19 protein-coding genes are annotated in these 20961 nt (G+C 63.8%); 12 read left to right on the top strand and 7 right to left on the bottom strand.

Annotated features, from left to right (window positions below; genetic code table 11):
• Nucleotides 1–15: 15 nt before the first annotated feature.
• The gene (locus HYH07_RS24075) at nucleotides 16–423 is read right to left on the bottom strand and encodes a nuclear transport factor 2 family protein (protein WP_220004830.1); all 408 of its coding nucleotides are present in this window, start codon (nucleotides 421–423) and stop codon (nucleotides 16–18) included.
• A gap of 89 nt (nucleotides 424–512) precedes the next feature.
• Entirely contained in the window at nucleotides 513–1982 is a 1470-nt protein-coding gene (locus HYH07_RS24070; RefSeq protein ID WP_220004829.1) for a mannitol dehydrogenase family protein, read from the bottom strand.
• A 131-nt stretch (nucleotides 1983–2113) separates the two neighbouring features.
• On the opposite strand from HYH07_RS24070, the gene HYH07_RS24065 reads away from it, so the two are divergent.
• From HYH07_RS24065 to uxuA, 3 genes are all read left to right on the top strand, one after another.
• A complete protein-coding gene (locus HYH07_RS24065; protein ID WP_220004828.1) occupies nucleotides 2114–2923 on the top strand; it encodes a FadR/GntR family transcriptional regulator in 810 nt (269 codons plus the stop codon).
• A gap of 66 nt (nucleotides 2924–2989) precedes the next feature.
• Entirely contained in the window at nucleotides 2990–4039 is a 1050-nt protein-coding gene (locus HYH07_RS24060) for an L-idonate 5-dehydrogenase (RefSeq protein ID WP_220004827.1), read from the top strand.
• 72 nt (nucleotides 4040–4111) lie between these two features.
• Complete coding sequence (uxuA, locus tag HYH07_RS24055) at nucleotides 4112–5302, top strand: mannonate dehydratase (protein ID WP_220004826.1); 1191 nt, start codon at nucleotides 4112–4114, stop codon at nucleotides 5300–5302.
• 576 nt (nucleotides 5303–5878) lie between these two features.
• Here the strand turns inward: uxuA and HYH07_RS24050 are convergent.
• From HYH07_RS24050 to HYH07_RS36635, 3 genes are all read right to left on the bottom strand, one after another.
• Nucleotides 5879–6346 (bottom strand): MAPEG family protein, encoded by a 468-nt coding sequence (locus HYH07_RS24050; RefSeq protein WP_220004825.1) that lies wholly within the window; start codon nucleotides 6344–6346, stop codon nucleotides 5879–5881.
• Between the two features lie 430 nt (nucleotides 6347–6776).
• The gene (locus tag HYH07_RS24045; RefSeq protein WP_220004824.1) at nucleotides 6777–7370 is read right to left on the bottom strand and encodes a DUF6647 family protein; all 594 of its coding nucleotides are present in this window, start codon (nucleotides 7368–7370) and stop codon (nucleotides 6777–6779) included.
• A gap of 227 nt (nucleotides 7371–7597) precedes the next feature.
• A complete protein-coding gene (locus HYH07_RS36635; protein WP_220004823.1) occupies nucleotides 7598–7834 on the bottom strand; it encodes a DUF1127 domain-containing protein in 237 nt (78 codons plus the stop codon).
• Between the two features lie 745 nt (nucleotides 7835–8579).
• Here HYH07_RS36635 and HYH07_RS24035 point away from each other — a divergent pair.
• The gene (locus tag HYH07_RS24035) at nucleotides 8580–10037 is read left to right on the top strand and encodes a M81 family metallopeptidase (protein WP_220004822.1); all 1458 of its coding nucleotides are present in this window, start codon (nucleotides 8580–8582) and stop codon (nucleotides 10035–10037) included.
• Between the two features lie 21 nt (nucleotides 10038–10058).
• Here HYH07_RS24035 and HYH07_RS24030 read toward each other — a convergent pair whose 3' ends face one another.
• Entirely contained in the window at nucleotides 10059–10820 is a 762-nt protein-coding gene (locus tag HYH07_RS24030; protein ID WP_228749743.1) for an FCD domain-containing protein, read from the bottom strand.
• Nucleotides 10821–11040: 220 nt separating this feature from the next.
• On the opposite strand from HYH07_RS24030, the gene HYH07_RS24025 reads away from it, so the two are divergent.
• Together HYH07_RS24025 and HYH07_RS24020 are read left to right on the top strand one after the other, a co-directional pair.
• Complete coding sequence (locus HYH07_RS24025) at nucleotides 11041–12687, top strand: L-lactate permease (RefSeq protein ID WP_220004820.1); 1647 nt, start codon at nucleotides 11041–11043, stop codon at nucleotides 12685–12687.
• Nucleotides 12688–12700: 13 nt separating this feature from the next.
• Nucleotides 12701–13873: an alpha-hydroxy acid oxidase gene (locus HYH07_RS24020; protein ID WP_220004819.1), complete on the top strand. Its 1173-nt coding sequence runs from the start codon at nucleotides 12701–12703 to the stop codon at nucleotides 13871–13873.
• Here HYH07_RS24020 and HYH07_RS24015 read toward each other — a convergent pair.
• On the bottom strand, nucleotides 13867–14805 hold the full coding sequence (locus tag HYH07_RS24015) for a LysR family transcriptional regulator (RefSeq protein WP_220004818.1): 939 nt from the start codon (nucleotides 14803–14805) through the stop codon (nucleotides 13867–13869). The genes HYH07_RS24020 and HYH07_RS24015 overlap by 7 nt on opposite strands.
• 211 nt (nucleotides 14806–15016) lie before the next feature.
• On the opposite strand from HYH07_RS24015, the gene HYH07_RS24010 reads away from it, so the two are divergent.
• The 6 genes from HYH07_RS24010 (at nucleotide 15017) to HYH07_RS23985 (ending at nucleotide 20895) form a co-directional block, all read left to right on the top strand.
• Complete coding sequence (locus HYH07_RS24010) at nucleotides 15017–16096, top strand: ABC transporter ATP-binding protein (protein ID WP_220004817.1); 1080 nt, start codon at nucleotides 15017–15019, stop codon at nucleotides 16094–16096.
• Between the two features lie 30 nt (nucleotides 16097–16126).
• Nucleotides 16127–16840, top strand: coding sequence for an HAD family hydrolase (locus tag HYH07_RS24005; protein WP_220004816.1), 714 nt, complete (start codon nucleotides 16127–16129; stop codon nucleotides 16838–16840).
• Nucleotides 16841–16855: 15 nt separating this feature from the next.
• On the top strand, nucleotides 16856–18163 hold the full coding sequence (locus HYH07_RS24000; RefSeq protein ID WP_220004815.1) for an FAD-binding oxidoreductase: 1308 nt from the start codon (nucleotides 16856–16858) through the stop codon (nucleotides 18161–18163).
• A gap of 21 nt (nucleotides 18164–18184) precedes the next feature.
• On the top strand, nucleotides 18185–19231 hold the full coding sequence (locus HYH07_RS23995; protein ID WP_220004814.1) for an ABC transporter substrate-binding protein: 1047 nt from the start codon (nucleotides 18185–18187) through the stop codon (nucleotides 19229–19231).
• Nucleotides 19232–19300: 69 nt separating this feature from the next.
• Nucleotides 19301–20113 (top strand): ABC transporter permease, encoded by an 813-nt coding sequence (locus HYH07_RS23990; RefSeq protein WP_220004928.1) that lies wholly within the window; start codon nucleotides 19301–19303, stop codon nucleotides 20111–20113.
• Complete coding sequence (locus HYH07_RS23985; RefSeq protein ID WP_220004813.1) at nucleotides 20110–20895, top strand: ABC transporter permease; 786 nt, start codon at nucleotides 20110–20112, stop codon at nucleotides 20893–20895. The genes HYH07_RS23990 and HYH07_RS23985 overlap by 4 nt, the downstream gene beginning before the upstream one ends.
• Nucleotides 20896–20961 lie beyond the last annotated feature (66 nt).

Below are 20961 nucleotides of genomic sequence, written 5' to 3'. Positions count from 1 at the left end.
GCGTGAGGGTTGCCCTCAGTGCACCCGGTGGCTCGCCCTATCGTCCTCGGCCTGCTCGACAATCTGTGCGATCGGGCTCGACTGGTGATGCACCATGCGCCAGTCGTCGCCGACGCGGCGAAAATGGTTGGCGGCAGCCAGCGCGGTTCCGTCGACGATCTCGATGCAGAGCACGCGGGCGCTGTCGCCGTCGACGATCGCCTGCGGTTCGGCGCAGACGATCTGCGGCCTCTCAGGATTTTGCAGGATGTCGCGCCAGCTGCCGATGACAGTGGCATGGCCGACGATCGCGGGCCAGCCGGGATGAATGCAGGAGATGGCGTCGTCGTCCGCCCACATCCGCTTCATGCTGTCAAAATCGCCCGTCGAAAAGGCGGCGTAAAAAGCCGCGTTCGCGGCGATGACCTTGCTGTCCTTTGCCATCTCTCTCGGGTGGGGCAATGGAAGGCAAAAATCAAGCGCGACTTCAGTCCGACTTTGAACGCAGTGCAGCATCGCTGCCCAGTTTCTGGTCATGCCGAAACGAGCATCTCTACCGCGCGCCGCGCACCTTCCGAGTAGAGGCGCCCAAGCGCTACGGTCACCGCCTCGCGCAGCCGCGGCTCGGCGCCAAGCGGCCCAAACACCTTCGTGACGCCGAGCAATGCAGGCGCAAGCCGTTCGGCGACGGGACCGGCCTCGCGCGCCAGCGCCGCCAGCTCGGCCGCGAAGGGATCGCGCACGTCGATGGCGCGGCCCTGCTCGTCAGATGCGGTGACGTAGCGCATCCAGCCAGCCACCGCGAGCGCATGGGTCGCGATCGGCAGGTTCATGGCGAGACGATCCTGCATCGTCCCGAGCAGGCGCTGCGGCAGTTTTTGCGAGCCGTCCATCGCGATCTGCCAGGTGCGGTGATGCAACGCCGGATTGGCAAAACGCTGGAGCAGGGAGGCGCGATAGGCGGCAAGATCGGTGCCTTCGGGCATCGTCAACGTCACCGCGGCCTCTTCCATCACCCGTGCGGCGAGGCGCGCGAAATGCGGATCCTGCATGGTGTCGGCGATGGTCTCGTACCCGGCGAGGTAGCCGAGATAGGCGAGCGCTGAATGGCTGGCATTGAGCAGCCGCAGCTTCATCAGCTCGAACGGCTTGACGTCGCTGACAAGCTCGACACCTGCCGCGGCGAGATCGGGCCTTCCCGAGGCAAAGCGATCCTCGACCACCCATTGCGTGAACGGCTCTGTCATCACAGGCCAGGCGTCACGCATTCCGAGCACTGCTGCGACCCCATCACGATCGGCACGGGTGGTTTCGGGCACGATGCGGTCGACCATGGTGCAGGGGAAAGTGGCGTTAGCGGCGATCCACTTGCCAAGCTCCTCTGAGCGGAGCGCGGCGAATTGCGTCACGATCCGCTGCACGGTGTGACCGTTGGCGGCGAGATTGTCGCAGCACAGCACGGTGAAGGGCGCAATGCCCAGCGCCCGCCGCCGCGCCAGCGCCGCCACGATGAAGCCCGGCGCCGAGCGCGGCGCGTCGATATCGTTGAGGTCGTGCACGACATCGGGGTGTCGCTCGTCAAGATCGCCTGACTGCGGCGTGTGGCAATAGCCCTTTTCGGTCACCGTCAGCGAGACGATGCGAATGGCGGGATCAGCCATCCGTTCGACCAGCGCAGCCGGCTTCTCGCGCGCGACGACGCTGTCCAGCAATGCCCCGATGACACGATGCTCGGTGCCCTCGGCGGCGCGCACGGCGACCGTGTAGAGATGATCCTGCGGGGCGAGAGCATCGCGCGTATCGGGGCTGCGCAGGCTCGCGCCGACGATGCCCCAGGATGTGGGGCCTGCGGCCAGGCAATCGTCGATGGCGACAGCCTGATGCGCACGATGAAACGCGCCGAGACCGAGATGCACGATGCCTGGCGTGATCAGGGAACGGTCATAGGCCGGGCGGCGGATGGCCGCTGGCAACAGGTCGAGATGGGCGTGACCAAGCCGCATGGTCGTCTCCCTGGGTTTGGCCCGTTGCTTGACATGGCGGCCGTATCGGGTCAATTGGTAAGGCCAATTATCCAAAGTGGACGTGGCCGCCGGCAGCAATCCATCCGGCGAGACCGTTCGGGGAGGCCGGCGTGCCGCTGGAAGCTGTGGAGGCGAGACGGCTTTATCGCCAGGTCGCCGATCAATTGCGAAGCCTGATCGACAGCGGCGAGTACGCCGTCGGCAGCCGCTTGCCGACCGAGCGCGAGCTCGCCGAGCAGCTCAAGATTTCGCGGCCGACGGTGCGCGAAGCCCTGATCGCCCTCGAAGTGGAGGGACGCGTTCGCATTCGCGTCGGCTCCGGCATCTATGTAACAGAGCCCGTCGACGCTGCGCCGGTGTCCTCGGCCGTCCTCGAGGGGCCGTTCGAGCTGCTGCGCGCCCGTGAATTCCTGGAAAGCGCCATCGCGGAGCAGGCCGCCCGCGTGGCGACCAGCGACGATGTCGCGCGCATCGACGCGGCCCTTGTCGCGATGGCTGAGGTCGAGCATCCCAGCGAAGCTTCGATGGTCCATGACCGCGCCTTCCACATCGCGATCGCCGGATGCCTCGGCAACGCCGTGCTGGTGCGCGTCGTCGGCGAGCTGTTCGACCAGCGCCTCAATCCCTATTTCACGCAGCTTGCGCATTATTTCGAAAACCCCGGCACCTGGCTCGCCGCGCTGAGCGAGCATCGCGCCGTGCGCGACGCCATCGCGGCGCGCCGGCCAATGTCGGCTCACGACGCCATGCGCGATCACCTCGCGCATTCGCAGGAGCGCTTTGCGCAGAGCTTTGGCGCCGAGACATCAGCAGGCGCGCCGGGGGCGCGGAAGCGGACGGCGCGATCCGGAGATCAGCCGGCGAAGCCAAAACGATCCTCTGGCGTGCAGGCCAAAGGCGGCAGCGCGGGGCGACGATGAGATTGGACCGCTCGTCTCGTTGTTAGGGCGGGTGAACGAAGCTGCAGACACAATGGGATTTTACCGATGACCTCGACCGCTCTCGCCGCAACCCTGTTTGGACCCGAAGATCTGCGCATGATCGAGCATCCGCTCGACAAGCTCGCTGACGGAATGGTGCGCATCCGCTTCGGCGCCGGCGGCATCTGCGGCTCTGACATGCATTACTTCCGCCATGCCCGCACCGGCGATTTCGTGGTGAAGTCGCCGCTGGTGCTCGGTCACGAGATCTCGGGCGAGGTTGTGGAGATCGCGGGTATGCCTGCGAACCTGAAGGTCGGCGACCGCGTTGCCGTCAATCCGTCGCGCTGGTGCGGTCACTGCGTCGCCTGCCGCGAGGGGCGGCAGAACCTCTGCGAAAATATCTACTTCATGGGCTCGGCCTCGAAGACGCCGCACATGCAGGGCGGCTTTGCCAACTATTTCGACGCCGTCCCGGCGCAGTGCGTGAAGATCCCCGACCACGTCTCCTATCAGGCCGCAGCGCTCGCCGAGCCGCTGGCGGTCTGCCTGCATGCCGTCGCGCGCGCCGGCAACATCCAGGGCAAGCGCGGCATCATCTTTGGCGCCGGCCCGATCGGACTTCTCACCATGCTGGCCGCGCGCCGCGCCGGCATGGCCGATATCACGGTGGCCGACATCGCGCCGGCGCCGCTGGCCTTCGCGACCAAGCTCGGTGCGTCCCATGTCGAGAACGTCTCGGGCGGCGAAGAGGGCCTCAAGGCGCAGGCCGCGTCGCGTCCCTATGACGTCGCCTTCGAAGTCTCGGGCACTGCCGCGGGCCTTGCCAGTGCCATCGGCATCGTCAGGCGCGGTGGCGTGGTGGTGCAGATCGGCAATCTGCCGGGCGGCCAGATCCCGACGCCGTCGAATGCGGTGATGGCCAAGGAGATCGACCTGCGCGGCTCGTTCCGCTTCGGGCTGGAATTCATGACCGCGGTGGAACTGATCGGCGCGGGCAGCGTCGACGTGCTGGCGCTGGTCACCGCCGAGCGACCACTATCGACCGCGCCCGACGCGCTGCGGCTGGCGCTCGACCGTTCGCAGAGCGTCAAGGTCGTGCTGACTGCGAACTGAATCTCGTTTTGACGCGTTTTCTTCACGCGAACCGGTGCCCACTTCTCTCGAAAACGCTTTAGGAGAATGTCGATGATGCGCGAGGGATGGCGCTGGTACGGGCCAAACGATCCCGTGTCGCTCGACGATGTCAGGCAGGCCGGCGCAAGCGATATCGTGTCGGCGTTGCATCAGGTGCCGATCGGCGAGGCCTGGACGCGCCGGGCGGTCGAGGAGCGCAAGAGCTTCATCGAGGACGGCCACCCCGGCCGCTCGCCATTGACCTGGTCGGTGGTGGAATCGATCCCGATTCCCGATGACGTCAAGCGGCTCGGGGCTAAGGCGACCAAATCCATCGACGCCTGGATCGCGAGCCTGGAGGCGGTGGCCGCCTCTGGCATCAAGATCATCTGCTACAATTTCATGCCCGTGGTCGACTGGTGCCGCACCGATCTCGAATGGGAGCTGCCGAACGGCGCCCGCGCCCTGCGCTTCGACCAGGACCGGTTTGCGGCGTTCGAACTCCATATCCTGCAGCGCCCGGCAGCACTGCGGGAATATTCGCCCGAACAGCAGGCGCGCGCAAAGGCGCGGTTCGACAAGATGAGCCAGGCCGACATCGACTATCTCATCATGGCCATCGCCAGCGCGCTGCCGGGCTCGACCACCGAGCCGCTGACCATCCCGCAATTTCGCGACAAGCTGGATGCCTATCGCGATATCACGCCAAAGATGCTGCGGCAGCATCTCGTCGAGTTTCTCGAGCGCGTCGCGCCGGTCGCCGAGCAGCTCGGCGTCTCGCTGACGCTGCACCCGGACGATCCGCCGCGGCCGCTGTTCGGCCTGCCGCGCATCGCCTCCACGGCAGAGGATTACCAAGCGCTGTTCGATGCCGTGCCCTCAAAGGCGAACGGCATCTGCCTGTGCACAGGCTCGCTCGGCGTGCGCCCTGAGAACGATCTGCCTGCCATGGCCGAACGCTTCGGCCCGCGCATCGCCTTTGCCCATCTGCGCGCGACCAGGCGCGAAGCCGACGGCTTGTCCTTCCACGAGTCCGATCATCTTGACGGCGACGTCGACATGATCGCGGTGCTGAAGGCGCTCCTGAAGGAGAACGCCCGGCGCTCGCCGGATCAGCGCATCGTATTCCGCCCCGATCACGGCCATCGCATGCTGGACGATCTCGCCGCCACCAAGCGCACCAATCCCGGCTACACCGCAATCGGCCGCCTCCGCGGTCTCGCCGAGCTGCGTGGCGCCATCCGGGCGATCGGGCATCGGTGAACTCTTCGCCTCTCCCCGCGTGCGGGAGAGGCCGGAATGCGCGCTGAAAGCGCTGATTGCGGGTGAGGGGACTCTCCGCGAGTCCATCTCTCACGGTGATTGCGGAAGTAGCCCCTCGCCCCACCCTCTCAGGGCGAGCGCAGCTCGTCCCGGCCCCGTAGGAACGGGAATAGGGAGAATGTAGGCCGTGTACCCATAAGCCCGGCGATTTGATGCGACGAAAGCAATGTCCGCTTTGCCCCTATAGCGACCAAGTTCGCGCGGCAGCGCAGTATGTCGCGATGGGCCAAAGGCAGACATAGACCCGAGAGATATCAGATAAAGCCTTCGATGTACTCTCGCACCGCCCTTGTGTCGCCAGCCGCGGCAGCACAGATGCCAAATGCATGGATTTCATGAGGCAATGCGGTTAATTCCTTGAGAGTGCCAAAGGAACGGAGCCCAACGCCCTATGCTATCGCAGGATGTCCGTTGAGGAGCGGTGAACGGACCTCCGGCAGATGCTTCTGCCCATGCCACGTTGGATGCGATAGCAAGCTACGAACTTACATGCGAAGGGCCCAGTGGCTGCCGACATCATTGACGCAAAGCAACAATCAGCGTCCAGCAAGTCATAAAGATTAGAATTAGAGAACCCACCGTCCAGAGTGTTGCGCGCGTATCGTGAGTCCTTGCCGTGAAATATGCGGCGAAATGCAATAGCCGCGAGACCACGTAACCGTACAGCAGCCATTGCGTGAGCGCTATTGATGGCTCGGTCAAGATGAAGAGGAATCCAGCGACTAGGAAAAACGGCAGATTTTCGAGATCGTTCAGCTGAATTCGCCGGATGCGGTCCACATATTCATTTGGTGCTAGTTGTTCTGAGTTTGGATGTGGGTTGAGGATGGTCTTCTTGATGTCCTCGGGTGAGCGAAATCCGCCTCTTACTTGCATCATCCGAACAACCGTCAACCACGACATCGTGAGAGCTTTGAGAACCATGATGGAGGCAGCGATCGCATAGGTACGAAAAAGCGGATCGTGAAAGCTGAGCTTGTCCATATCGCATCGCCTTCGTTTTGCTCGGTCATTCAACCACACAGAAGCGGGGAGCGGCTAGGCCTCAAAGTCCACTTCGGGTCAGGCGCGCCGTTTTGACGGTCGGCCCTTGCTTCTGGTCCAATCCGATAAGCTGACAATTGAAGACGCCGCCCAAACTTCGCATTCGGGCCAAGAGCCGGCCTGTGCGCCAGCGACAAATTGGGTAGGTGCGCCACCGTCGGCGAACTCAGGGAATAAGCGGCGCTGGCAGCGGCCCCGTTGGCAGTGGGACAAATTGATTCTGCTGCCCCCGGGCCATCGCCAGGATTATCAAGATGATTGCGATGACCGCGAGAAGTTTGACCATCGATCGAATTCTGCTGAAAACTTGTTCGTACGTCCAAGTTCTTGGCTTTGCGCTGCGTCGTAAAAGCAATCGTCCGCGACCACATCAATACATGCATGCTGAAGAAATCAGCACCGTAAACATGTCCACGTCGAACTCTTTCTCCAGGCTCAGACCGAACCGCTCCAGCCATTTTGCCTGAGCCAGGTAGGCCGTGTTCTCCCGCGCCTGGGGGCAATCGAATTTGAGCTTTCCCAGATTCTGAAGGTGATGGACCATTTCATGGACCAGGACCGATTGGTCCGCCGGCGAAGTCGAGTCCCAATCGTCAGGAAGCAGGATCGTACTCCTATGGTTGTCGTAGAGTGCGACGACCTCGCGCTGAGCGGCTTGCCCATCGTTTCCCATGAAGCTTTGCGAAGACGCAAGGTCCCTTGCACGTAACCTCGCAAGCTCCATCCTTGATGCAAATTCAATGGCAGGACGATCTTTGTTGGCTGGGAGGTCAAAATTTGACGAGAGCCAAGTTACAATCTCTTCCAACAGGTCTTCCGAAGGTTGAACCGCGTCAGAATGCAACAAGACCGAACGCGACCCGGTGGACGCGCTGCCCTCCAAAGCATATTCGCAATGACCTCTTGAGGATGTCGCCAACGTGAGAGAGGCAACTACAGCGACCATAAGGAATTCTTTGAACATGACCCTCTCCTAGAGGCTGTTCGGAATACGGACGCTCTTCCAATACCCTTAGTCAGCAGTTGAATGGCTGAATCATAGCATTCGCTTGCCGACGCCATTGTGAACCCATTCACACCAGAGAAGCCACAACGCCGGTCACCGAGTATGCTGGTGAGCGGCGCGGGTGGTACCTCGCCGGGATACAAACAGACCGCCCATCGTGAGCACGCCTATCGCCGATTGCCGAGCTAGGATGAACGAAAAATGGTTGGGTCGATGGATGGGTTCGAGGTGACGAAGTCGATCTCACCGCGCGTGATACCAATGTCCATAAGCTCGCTGTCCGTCAGGCAACACAGCTGCATTCGCAGCCTCTCGCGTTTGCGCCACTCACAAAACGCATCCCAATATGCTTCGAGGGGGCTGTAATACTGCCGCCTTGCAGTTGCCGGTCCAAACTCAGTGGTCCCGTGGATCGTGCTCATCGCGGTGTGTCCAAGTTGGGCTGTTTTCACCAAACTAAAGCTGCCTGCACATCCGCTGGCGCGCTTAACAGGTGGCTTACATTCTCCTTACCGGCAGCTTATTCTTTGCGCTCCTGAGGCTTCAGAGGTGACCTCGAGATTTGTATTTCCAAGGCATGGCTTGCTTAAACAAGGGAAGGATTCCCGAGTATCTTGCCCAAGCGCGCAGTTTTCTTGAACGCGCCTTGGCGCTCGATCCCAAAAATGTCGAGGCGCTGGTCGCGTTGGCAAATATTGACCTGAATAGTGGTGCATTCTATTTGACAGATGATCCGGCCGCACGGTTCGCGGCGGCTGAGACGGCCTTGATCAAGGCTCTGTCATTGGCCCCACAGCACGCGCGGGCCCACCGGCATCTTGGACACGTCAAGATTTTCACCAACCGCGCGGCTCAAGGCCTTGCTGAATGCGAGCAGGCATTGGCACTGGATCGAAACTTGGCCAGCGCACACGGGTCCATCGGTATGGCCAAGTATTTTCTTGGTTGCGGCGCTGAGACCGAGGCCCATATCCAAAACGCACTCCGCCTCAGTCCTCGCGATACGGACGCTTTTATTTGGATGATAATCGCCGGCCACGCTAAGCTACAGCTCGGCGCCGACGAGGAAGCGGTCGCGCGGTTCCGTCGCTCAATGGACATCAAAGACGGTTGCGCCTGCCGCCATAGCGGGCGTTATTGCGTTCTCAACGTGAGAAGTGAAATCCCATGCGCGTCTTTTCTGCCGCCCTTGCCACCGAGACGAACACCTTTACGCCGATGCCGACGGGCGTGTCGGCGTTTCATGAGCGCGCCTATTATCCCGCGGGAAAGCATCCCGATGCGATGCAGATGCACGGCGGCCCGCTCTGGGCCGCGCGGGAGGTCGGGCCGTCGCGTGGCTGGACGCTGATCGAGGGTCTGGTGGCGGCAGCCGTGCCGAACGGCATCGTGACGCGCACAGCCTATGAAAGTCTCCGCGACCAGCTGCTCGGGGATCTCAAGGCGGCGCTTCCCGTCGACATGGTCCTGCTCGGCATGCACGGCGCCATGGTCGCCGACGGCTATGACGATTGCGAAGGTGACCTCCTGGCGCGCGTCCGGCAGATCGTGGGACCGGACACGGTGGTCGGCGGGACGCTCGACCCGCACACCCATCTCAGCGACGCGATGGTCGGCAATGCCGACCTCCTGATCTGCTGGAAGGAGTATCCGCACACGGACATCCTGGAGCGGGCGCGGGAGCTCGTCGAATTCTGCACGGCGCTGGCCGAGCAGCGCCTCGAGCTGCGCGTCGCTGTTATCGACACCGGGATGATCGCCCCGCTGCACACCACGCGCGAGCCGGGCAAGAGTTTCGTGAACCGCGTGCGCGCCCGCGAGGGCAAGGACGGCATCGTCTCCATCTCCATCGTGCACGGCTTTGCATCGGGCGACGTGCCTGACATGGGCACCAAGATGCTGGTCTATAGCGATGCCGCCGCCGATCCGGACGGCGCACGGGGACAAGACGTGGCGCAGCGCCTGGCGCGCGAGCTGTGCGACCTGCGCGGGGCGCTGAGCGAGCGACCGGTCGGGATCGATGCCGCGATCGACGCCGCGCTCGCTTCGAACGGCACGGTGGTGCTCGGCGATGGCAGCGACAATCCGGGCGGCGGCGCACCCGGCGATTCGACCTATATCCTGCGGCGGCTCATCGATCGCAAGGTCGCGAGCACTTGTCTCGGGCCATTGTGGGATCCCGGTGCGGTACGGATCGCCTTCGATGCCGGCGTCGGCGCGCGCATCGCCTTGCGCATCGGCGGCAAGATCGGGCCATTGTCGGGAGATCCTGTCGACGCCGTCTGGGAGATCCGCGCGCTCAAGCCGGACATGGTCATGACGGGACTTGCGGGGACGCCGGCGAAGCTCGGCGACTGCGCCCTGATTGCCTCTGACGGCGTCGAGGTCGTGCTCTCGACCTTCCGCTGCCAGACCTTCGGTGTCGACGTCTTCACCCAGCTCGGGCTCGATCCCGCGCAGCGCAAGATCGTCGTGGTCAAATCATCGCAGCATTTCCGCGCGTCGTTCGAGCCGATCGCCACGCGCGTCATCATGGTCGACGCGCCCGGCGTCGTGGCCCGCGACATCACCACGCTGCCATATCGCAAGATCAAGCGCCCGAAATGGCCGCTGGATGCGAGCTGACGGCCGTCCGGTCATCAACCGTCAGGCGAGAAAATCGCTGCGGTTGACGCGGCTCAACGATGTCTCCAGCCGGACACTGTCGCGCCTGATTTCCTCGACCGTCTCGAAAGTGAAGCCGATATGCGCGGCCGCTGCCGCCTCAGCCTCCTTGGCCTTGCCGGCAATCACGGCCTCCGCGAGCGTCAGGTGCTGCTGGAGCAGCTGATCGCGGACGCCTTCGCGCAAATAGAGCTGCGCGCGGCTGTAGAAGATATTGTTGCGCAGGAGGTCGGCGAGCGCGCGCATGACGTGAAGCAGGACCACGTTGTGGCTGGCCTCGTAGATCAGCAAATGGAGGTCGACGTCGGCGTCGCCTTCCTGTGTCGGATCCTCGAGCTTGTGAGCCTTCTGCATCCGGTCGACGCAGTGCCGGATCGCCTTCCGGTCGAGATCGGTTGCGCGCATGGCGGCAAAGCGGGCCGCATGAGCCTCCTGAATCCGGCGGAATTCGAAATAGTCGGCGGTGACGCGCGGCTTGTCCTGCAGCAGCGTGGCGAGCGGCCGAAATAGCGGCGAGAGGAATTGGGCCACGAACGTTCCCGAGCGCGTGGTGGCGAGCAGCCCCCGCTGTTCCAGGATCTGCAGCGCCTCGCGCAGCGACGGCCGCGAGATGTCCAGCTTCTCGGCCAGGTCCCGCTCGGCCGCCAGCTTTTCACCCGGCCGGAGCACGCCCTCCAGGATCAGCCGCTCGATGTGCTCGGCCATCGCTTCCGCGATCTTGGGTGTGCGAACGACGTTGCTCAAGTGGCACCTATCTGTCTGGCCGAGCGCATGGATTCGTCTTGCGACTATGGACCTTGGAAGGCATCGGTCAAGTCCGCTCCCCGTCATCGACCGATTATGAAATATCTTTCCCAATTGACAGCACTGGTAAATTAATTTTACCAATATGAGGATAGGATAACAGATATGCCCAAGATCGCGGTTCAGCGCGGCGGCGTGAGGAAACGCGAGGAGAAGTCTCATGACGTGGACGCAGGTTTACGACCCTTTCAATAATCCGTGGCTTTCGACCGCGGCGGCGGCCCTTCCCGTGGTCGTCCTGCTGAGCGCGATTGCGATCTTCGAGATCAAGGCGCACTGGGCGGCGGCGATCGGCCTCGTGACGGCGCTTGGCGTCGCCATCCTCGGCTTCGGCATGCCGGCGCCGATGGCCGCAATGGCGGCGATCTATGGGGCCGGCTTCGGGCTGCTGCCGATCGGCTGGATCATCATCAACATCATCTTCCTTTATCAGTTGCTGAACGAGAAGGGCGAGTTCGCGGTGCTGCAACGCTCGATCAGCTCGATCAGCGACGATCGGCGGCTGCAGCTCTTGTTCATCGCGTTCTCGCTCGGGGCTTTCTTCGAGGGCGCTGCCGGGTTTGGCACGCCCGTCGCCGTCACCGCCGCAATGCTGATCGGGCTGGGCTTTTCTCCGCTCGCCGCATCCGGCCTGTCGCTGATCGCCAATACGGCTCCGGTCGCCTATGGGGCGCTCGGAACGCCGGTGATCGCGCTCAGCGCCGTAACGGGACTCGATCTGCAGGCCTTGAGCGCGATGATCGGCCGTCAACTACCGTTCTTTTCGCTGCTCGTGCCGTTCTGGCTGATCTGGGCCTTCGTCGGTTTTCGGCGGATGCTCGAAATCTGGCCGGCTATCCTGGTCGCCGGCGTCTCGTTCGCCGTTCCGCAATATCTGGTCTCGAACTTCCATGGTCCGTGGCTGGTCGATGTGATCGCCGCAGTGGTCTCCATGGCAAGCCTCGCGCTGTTCCTGAAGATATGGCGGCCGGCGAATGCGATGAAGGACATGCCGGCGCGCTATGGCGCGCCGCTCGCGGGCGAAGCACCCAGCGGCAAGACGACGAAGGCGGCCGTCGCCAAGGCGTGGACGCCGTGGCTGATCTTCTCTGCCTTCGTCTTCGCCTGGGGAACGCCGCAGGTGAAGAGCTGGCTCGACAGTATCTGGGTTGCGAAGTTTCCCGTCGTGGGGCTGCACAACCTCGTGCAGAAGGCGCCCCCGGTCGTGGCAAAGCCCGCGGCCGAAGGCGCGGTCTATGTGCTGAATCTGCTCTCGGCGGCCGGTACCGGCATCCTGCTGGCGGCGATCATCTCGGGACTGCTGGTCGGCTACGGCCCCCTCGGCCTGGCGCGCATGTATGTCCGTACGTTGCATCTGACGCGCTATTCGCTGGCAACCATCGCCTGCATGCTGGCGCTCGGTTTCGTCACGCGTTACTCCGGCACGGACGCCACGCTCGGGCTCGCCTTTGCCAAAACCGGATCGCTCTATCCGTTCTTCGGTGCATTGATCGGTTGGATCGGCGTGGCGCTGACCGGATCGGACACGTCGTCGAACGTGTTGTTCGGAGGGCTGCAGCGCATCAGCGCCGAGCAGATCGGCGTCAGCCCGGTGCTGATGGCGGCTGCCAACAGCTCCGGCGGCGTGATGGGCAAGATGATCGACGCGCAGAGCATCGTGGTCGCCTCCACCGCGACGAAATGGTACGGCCACGAAGGCACGATCCTGCGCTTCGTTTTCTTCCACAGCCTCGCGTTGGCCGTTCTGGTCGGCCTGATGGTGCTGGGTCAGGCCTATCTCTGGCCGCTGAAGCTCCTCGTGCCCTAAGGGAGCCCGCAAGATGCGTCTCGCACAGTGTCACAATTTCCATGACTTCCGGCGGCTGGCACGCCGCCGGCTGCCGGGACCGATCTTCGATTATATCGACGGCGGAGCCGACGACGAGACGAGCCATCGGCGCAACACCGCGAGCTTCGAGCAGTGCGACCTCGTGCCCAATGTGTTGCGTGGCGTGGGGCAGGTCGACCTGTCGGTCACCGTCATGGGCCAGAAACTGGCGCTGCCGTTCTACTGCTCGCCGACCGCCTTGCAGCGCCTGTTCCACCACCAAGGTGAGCGTGCCGTCGCCGCGGCCGCGGCGCGCTACGGCACCATGTTCGGCGTTTCCTCCCTCGGCACGGTCGGCCTCGAGGAGCTGCGCAAGGCCCACGACACGCCGCAGGTCTATCAGTTCTATTTCCACCGGGATCGAGGCCTCAACCGCGCCATGATGCAACGCGCCAAGGAGGCCGGCGTGAACGTGATGATGCTGACGGTCGACAGCATCACCGGAGGAAATCGCGAGCGCGATCTGCGCACCGGCTTCAGCATACCCTTCCGCCTGACGCTATCAGGCATGCTTCAGTTCGCGATCAAGCCGATGTGGGGCATCCAATATGCCACTCACGAGAAGTTCAGGCTGCCGCAATTGGACGAGCACGTCGACATGAGCGGCGGCGCCATGTCGATCGGCCGCTATTTCACTGACATGCTGGACCCATCCATGAATTGGGACGACGTCGCCGAGATGGTGCGGACCTGGAACGGGCCGTTCTGTCTCAAGGGCATCATGTCGGTGGAGGACGCACGACGCGCGGTCGAGATCGGCTGCACGGGGATCGTTCTGTCCAATCATGGCGGACGGCAGCTCGATGGCTCCCGCTCGGCTTTCGACCAGCTTGCCGAAATCGTGGATGCGGTCGGCGACCGCATCGATGTGATGATGGATGGCGGCATCCAGCGCGGGACCCACATCCTCAAGGCGCTGTCGCTCGGGGCCAAGGCCGTTGGCCTTGGACGATACTATCTCTATCCGCTCGCCGCGGCCGGCCAGCCCGGCGTCGAGCGCGCGCTCGGCCTGCTGCGCGCCGAGCTCGAGCGCGACATGAAATTGATGGGATGTAACTCGCTCGGCCAGCTGTCGCGCGCCAATTTGCGCTTCAGGAGCGCATCACCAGCCGGTTGCTCTCAATAGCACGCCGCCATCGCGCCGAGCTTGGGATAGAGCTGGTCGATCGCGGCGATCTCGCTGTGCATCTGGGCGATGATCCAGTCGCGGATCTCGGCGGCGATGGGGCGCATCGGCCGGTTGCGCGGGGGGAGGAATTCGCAGATGCGGCGCGTGGTGGTGAGCCGGTCGGAGGCAGGCACCAATGCGCCGGTCAAAAGCCAGTGCGAGGCGACCGTGAGCCAGCCGAGCGCGATGCCCTGGCCGAGCAGGGCGGCCTGCACCACGACGGCATAGTCGGTGAAGCTCAAGCCCTTGGCGGCGCCGCGGCGGCCGGTGAGCAGCGAGGCGTAATCCGCGGCCCAGTCGCCGGGCGTCTCGGCGAGGCGAATGATGGTGTTGCCCACGGCGGGATCGGTCGCGCCGAGATAGGTCGGGCTGCACATCGGCAGCATCACTTCCTTCATCACCAGCGTGCCGCCTGAGGACGGCTCGTCGCGATCGCGAAAGCGCATGCCGAGATCGACATTCTCCACCGGCCCGCGCAGCGCGCCGGAGATGAGCTGGAAGCGCAGATCGACCTGCGGAAACTGCTTCTGCAGCTTGTCGATGCGCGGCATCAGCCAATGCGTGGTGAAGGCGGAGGAGACCGACAGCGTCACCGTCTCGGTGCCCTTGCGGCGCCGCTCGATCTCGGTGAGCCCGGTCTCGATGCTGCGAAAGCCCTCGAGCACGCGGCGATAGAGCAGCTCGCCTTCCTCGGTGAGCACCGCGCGGCCGGCTTTGCGGTCGAACAGTCGCACGCCGAGATGCTCCTCGAATTGCCCGAGCATGCGGCTCACCGCCGGCTGCGTCACGTTCAACTCGGCGGCGGCGGCCGTGAAGCTGCCATTGCGCGCCGCTGCGTCGAAGACGAACAGGGCGTTGCTGGAGGGCAGCATGCGGCGGAGCTCGGGCATAACGTCATGTTATGAGGCTGGTGAGAATTTGGCAATTGCCGGATTTTCGCAAGTCTGGTGTCATTGCCGTGACTGGCTAAAGACAGGCGCTTGCGAGCGAAGATTTGGTGCGGTGCACGCCGCGCCTCTGAATGCTCCAAAACCCTGTCTATAAAGCAGGCTTATGGCGTGCAGTGAGGCACGTCATGGCGGGATTGCGCGAGGTCGATCGTTGGACAAACGAGCGGAAAGCGTCGAGATCAGGTCCGCGAGCAAGGCGTATGGCGCCGTTCGCGCCCTCGACGATGTGTCCCTCAATGTCGGCGCCGGCGAGTTCGTCTCGCTGCTGGGTCCTTCCGGCTCCGGCAAGACCACGCTGCTCGGAATTTTGGGCGGCTTCATCCTGCCGACCTCTGGCACCATCCTGTTCGGCGGCCGCGACGTCACCTACATGCCGCCGCACAAGCGCGACATCGGCGTGGTGTTCCAGAACTACGCGCTGTTCCCGCATATGAGTGTCGGCGAGAACGTCGCCTTTCCCCTGCGCGCACGCCGCCTGCCGAAGGCGAGCTGGCCTGACAGGGTGCGCGCGGCGCTCAGCATGGTCGGCCTTGCCGGCTACGAGGCGCGCGGCATCGCGCAGCTCTCGGGCGGCCAGCGCCAGCGCGTGGCGCTGGCGCGCGCCATGATCTTCGAGCCGCGGCTGATCCTGATGGACGAGCCGCTGTCGGCGCTCGACAAGCAGCTGCGCGAGACCATGCAGATCGAGCTGCGCGCACTGCACAGGCGCATCGGCGCGACCATCATCTACGTCACCCATGACCAGCGCGAGGCGCTGACCATGAGCGACCGCGTCGCCGTGATGAAGGATGGAAGACTGATCCAGATCGACGCGCCGGCGCGCCTGCACGATCACCCGGCCGATTCCTTCGTCGCCAGCTTCATCGGCGAGGCGACGATGCTTCCCGTCCGCCGCGTCGACGCTTGCAGTGTCGCGCTCGGCAACGCGCTGCTGCGCAGCGCCCGCGCCATTCCTGATAGCGATGCGCTGATGCTCGCCGTGCACAGCGAGAAGCTGCTGATCGACGACGGCGCGCAGGATGATGCCTGCAACCGGCTGACCGGCACGGTCACCGACATCGTCTATCAGGGCGAGAGCCTGCGTATCTTCCTGGCGCTCGAAGGCGCCGTCGCGCTCAGCCTGCGCCAGCCTTCCTATCATCAAGCGTACCAGCGTATCCCGCCGCTCGGCGGCAGCCTCACCGTCACCCTCCACCCCGAGGACACCATCGTCGTGCCCCGGGTGGACTGAAGCCTTGTTGCAACCTGAGAGAAGAAGCACATGTCGACCCAAGCCGCGTTCAGCAATTTCAAGGTTCTCACCTTCGACGTCGTCGGCACCTTGATCGACTTCGAAACCGGCGTGCTCGAAGCCGTGCGCAGGATCGGAGGCAGGAAGGCGGCCGAGTTCAGCGACGAGCAGATTTTCGAGCCCTACAAGCGCGGCCGCGACAAGCATTACGAGCGCTCCAGCGAGGTGATGTTCCACGTCTATCGCCATCTCGCCACCGAACTCGGTTTGCCTGCCGACGACGCATCCTGCGACGTGTTCCAGCTCTCGGTGCTGCGCTGGGGCCCGTTCTCGGATTCCGTCGGGGCGCTGAAGCGGCTGCGGACAAAGTTTCGCCTGGTGGCGATGACCAATGCCGACCGGGTCGCGCTGTCGTGTTACGCCCACGCGCTCGGCAATCCCTTCGACGACACCGTCTGCGCCGACGACACCGGGGTGGCAAAGCCGAATCCGGAATTCTTCGCCTACAACAAGGGCCGGCAATCCGCGTTCGGCTACAAGCAGTCCGACATCCTGCACGTCGCGCAGAGCCAGTATCACGACATCGGGATCGCGCGAAAACTCGGCTACAAGGTGTGCTGGATCGAGCGCCGCCAGGGCATCGCAGGTTTCGGCGGGACGCCCGCAGTGGAAACGCTGACCAAGCCGGACTTCCATTACCCGACTCTGAAGGCGCTGGCCGACGCGGCCATCGGCCCGGCTTAAGAGACGAGCGCCGGCATGACACGCGACTGGAGCGCGCTGCCATCGGCCAAGTCGCTGTGGGAAGCCACGGCGGAGCCGGCGCGCGCCTTTCCGGTGCTCTCCGGCGAGCAACAGGCGGATGTGGTGATCATTGGCGCAGGCTATACGGGCCTCTCCGCCGCGCACCACATCGCCAAGAGCGGGCTGGCCCCTGTCGTGCTCGAGGCCAACAGGCCCGGCTGGGGCGCGAGCGGGCGCAATGGCGGCGTGGTCACCGCAAAGTTCCGTCTCTCGTTTCGCGAGATCGATGCCGCGCATGGCCGCGCCATGGCGAGACGCATGTACGAGATCGCACATGAATCGACCGACATGGTCGAGGAGCTTGTCTCCGAGTTCGGCATCACCAGTGCGAACCTGACCCGCACCGGCCAGGTCAAGGCGGCGCACAACGAAACCACGCTGAAGGCTGCCATCGACGAAGCCAACTGGATGACGCGCGAAATGGGCTCGGCCGAGGTCCGTATCCTCGACAAGCGCGGCGTGCGCGAGGAGACCGGCTCCGACATTTTCGTCGGCGGCGTGCTCAATCCCGGCTCCGGCGGCGTCCATCCGCTGAATTATCTGCGCGGCCTCGCCGACGGCGTCGCGCGCCGCGGCGTTCAGATCTTCCAGGAATCGCCGGTCGTAAAACTCCGGCGCGAGGGCGACGGTGTCGTCGCCGAGACGCCGCAAGGCGCGGTGCGCGCCAGGCAGGCGATCATCGCCACCAACAGCTATTCCGATCTCACCGGCGCCACCGCGCAACTCCAGCGCACGCTGATCCCGTTCCGCAGCGCCCTCATTGCGACGGAAAAACTGCCGCGCAATCTCGCCGGCAAACTGATGCCGACGGGGCGCACCTACACCGAGACCAAGCGCATGATGCGCTGGTTCCGCATGGTCGACAATCGCGTGATCTTCGGCGGCCGCGGCGCCTTCGGCAAGCAGGATTCGCAAACCGCCTTCGACGCGCTGCGCAAGGCGATGGTCGGCATCTTCCCTGATCTGGCCGATGTCCCGCTCGAATACAAATGGTCGGGCCTCGTGGCGATGACGCTGGACTCGGTGCCGCATATCGGCCGGATCGACGACCGCACGCTGGTCTCGCTCGGCTATAACGGTGCCGGCGTCGCGATGTCGAGCCTGATGGGCCGTTATCTCGCCGCCTTCGTGCGCGGCGAGAGGCCCGATGTCGGACTGCTCGACGTCAGCCGCATGAAACCCATTCCGTTCTATCCGCTGCGCGAGCCAGCCGTGCGCATGGTCGCCGGCTGGTACCAGTTTCTCGATGCGATCGGCCAGTGAGATTCATTGAAGGAGGCGAGGATGATGACGAAACGGAATTTTGGATTGGGCTGTGCGCTGGCGGGCGCAATGGGATTGACCACCTCGGCTGATGCCGCCGAACAGATCACCTTCGTCTCGCAGGGCGGCGCCTATCAGCAGGCGCAGACGGTGGCGATCCTCGATCCCTCCGCCAAGAAGCTCGGCATCACCATCAACCAGGATTCGATCCCCGACGCCTGGCCTGCGATCAAGACCCAGGTCGGCAGCGGCAAGCCGATCTGGGACGTCGTCGACACCCCGACCGGCAACTGCCTGCGTGGCGGTGAGCAGGGGCTGATGGAGAAGCTCGACTTCTCGAAGATTCCAAACGGCGCGGCGATGCCGGAAGCCTATCGCAGTCCCTATTCGGTCTCCTATGAGTTCTATTCCAGCGTGCTGTCCTACAGCCAGAAGACCTTCCCGAAGGACGCGCCGAACAGCTGGGCCGATTTCTGGGACGTGAAGAAATTCCCCGGACGCCGCGCGCTGCGCAACCATCCGTTTGCGACGCTCGAGGCGGCGCTGATGGCCGACGGCGTCGCGCCTGACAAGCTCTATCCGCTCGACGTCGACCGCGCCTTCAAGAAGCTCGAGGAAATCAAGCCTAACATCACGGTGTGGTGGACCTCGGGTGCGCAGTCGGCGCAGCTGCTCAATGACGGCGAAGTCGACATGGAGATGGCCTGGAACGGCCGCGTCAGCGCCGTCGCCAAGGAAGGCGCCAAGGTTGCCTTCACCTACAACCAGGGCATCCTGCAGAGCACCTCGCTGTGCATCCTCAAGGGCGCACCGAATCTCGACACGGCCGTAAAGTTCCTCAACGAGGCCGTCGATCCCGTGCACCAGGCCAATCTGCCGCTCAACATTGATTACGGCCCTGGTAATCCCAAGGCGTTCGAGACTGGTGTGATCAAGCCCGAGCGCGCGGCGCAATTGCCGAGCGAGCCGGCGAATGCGTCCAAGCAGGCGCTGATGTCCTATGCCTGGTGGTCTTCGCCTGCCGGAGAAGCCGCCGAGAAGCGCTGGGCGTCGTTCATGCAGAAATAAGTGAGGCCAGCTTTGACGACTTCAGTGCCAGATCCCTCCCAAAAGCATCAGCGCCGCGAGCACGGCCTGATGCTGGCATTGGTGTCGCCGGCGCTGCTGGTGATCCTGGCTCTGATCGTGCTGCCGGTCGGCTGGCTGGCCTGGCAGTCGATCTACCATGACGGCTTTACAGTGGAGAACTATCGCCGCGTCTTCACCGAGGACATCTACTGGCGCAGCTTCGCGCTGACCTTCGAGATCAGCCTCGCGGTCACCGTGATCGCGTTGCTGCTCGGCTATCCCGTCGCCTACCTCGCCAATTCCGTGCCGAAGGGCTGGAGCATCCTGATCCTGTCGCTGGTGGTGCTGCCGTTCTGGACATCAGTGCTGGTGCGCGCCTATGCCTGGCTGGCGCTGCTCCAACGCACCGGCGTGATCAATCAATTCCTGCGCTATCTCGATGTGATCTCCGAGCCGCTGGCGCTGGTCCACAACACCTTTGGCACGGTGGTCGCGACCGTGCACATCCTGCTGCCGTTCATGGTGCTGCCGCTCTACGCCACCATGCAGAAGATCCCGGGTGATTTGATGCAGGCCGGCGCCAGCCTGGGCGCAAGCCCGTCGCTGACATTCCTCCGCGTGTTCCTGCCGCTGTCGCTGCCTGGCGTGCTCGCCGGCTGCACGATGGTGTTCGTACTTTGCCTCGGCTTCTACATCACGCCGGAGCTGCTAGGCGGCGGCCGCACCGTGATGGTGTCGATGCTGGTGAGCCGCAATGTCGAGCTCTACAACCAGTTCGGTGCCGCGAGCGCGGTCGCGGTGGTGCTGCTCCTCAGCGTGCTCGCGATCTTCTTCGTCGTCAGCCGCTTCATTTCGCTCGATCGCGTGTTGGGGCAGAAATGACGCGCATCTCGCCCGCACGCATCGCCCTCTACGTGATCAGCGCGCTGGTGCTGATCTATCTGATCCTGCCGGTTCTGATCATCGCGCCGATCTCGTTCTCCAGTGCGCGCTTCCTGACCTTCCCGCCGCCCTCATTCTCCACGCGCTGGTACCAGCAGTATTTTTCCAATCCGGCCTGGATGCAGGCGACGCGGGTGACGCTGACGGTGGCGCTGTTCACCGTGGTGATCGCAACGCCGTGCGGTGTCGCCGCTGCCTATGCCATCAGCCAGTCCAAACTGCGCATCATGCGGCTGATCCACATGGCGCTGCTGCTGCCGCTGGTGGTGCCCATCATCATTACCGCGGTCGGCATCTTCTTCGTCTATGCCAGGATCGGCCTGGTCGCGACCATGCCCGGCCTCGTGCTGGCCAACGTGATGCTGGGCTTGCCTTACGTCGTCATCTCGGTGCTCGCGGGCTTGCAAAGCTTCGATCCCGCGCAGGAGATGGTGGCGCGCAGCCTCGGCATGAACCGGTTGCGCAGCTTCTTTGCGGTGACGCTGCCGCAGATCAAGTCGAGCGTGATTGCGGGGAGCATCTTCGCCTTCATTTCGGCCATGGACGAGACCATCATCGCGCTGTTCATTTCCGGCGGCCAGTATCAGCCGCTGACCAAACGCATGTTCACCGCGCTCCGCGACGAGATCGACCCGACCATCGCCGCGATCTCGACGCTGATGACGGCGGCGTCGTTCCTGCTGGTGCTCGCGGCGAGTACGCGGCAGAAGAAGGCGGGGTAGGGCTCCATTCCCGGTGTCATCGCCCGCGAAGGCGGGCGATCCAGTATTCCAGAGACGGCAGTGATT

This window comes from Bradyrhizobium sp. BR 10261, from assembly GCF_019455395.1.
In the GTDB taxonomy this organism is placed as follows: Bacteria; Pseudomonadota; Alphaproteobacteria; order Rhizobiales; family Xanthobacteraceae; genus Bradyrhizobium; species Bradyrhizobium manausense.
This window is presented reverse-complemented; position numbering and strand designations above follow the sequence as displayed.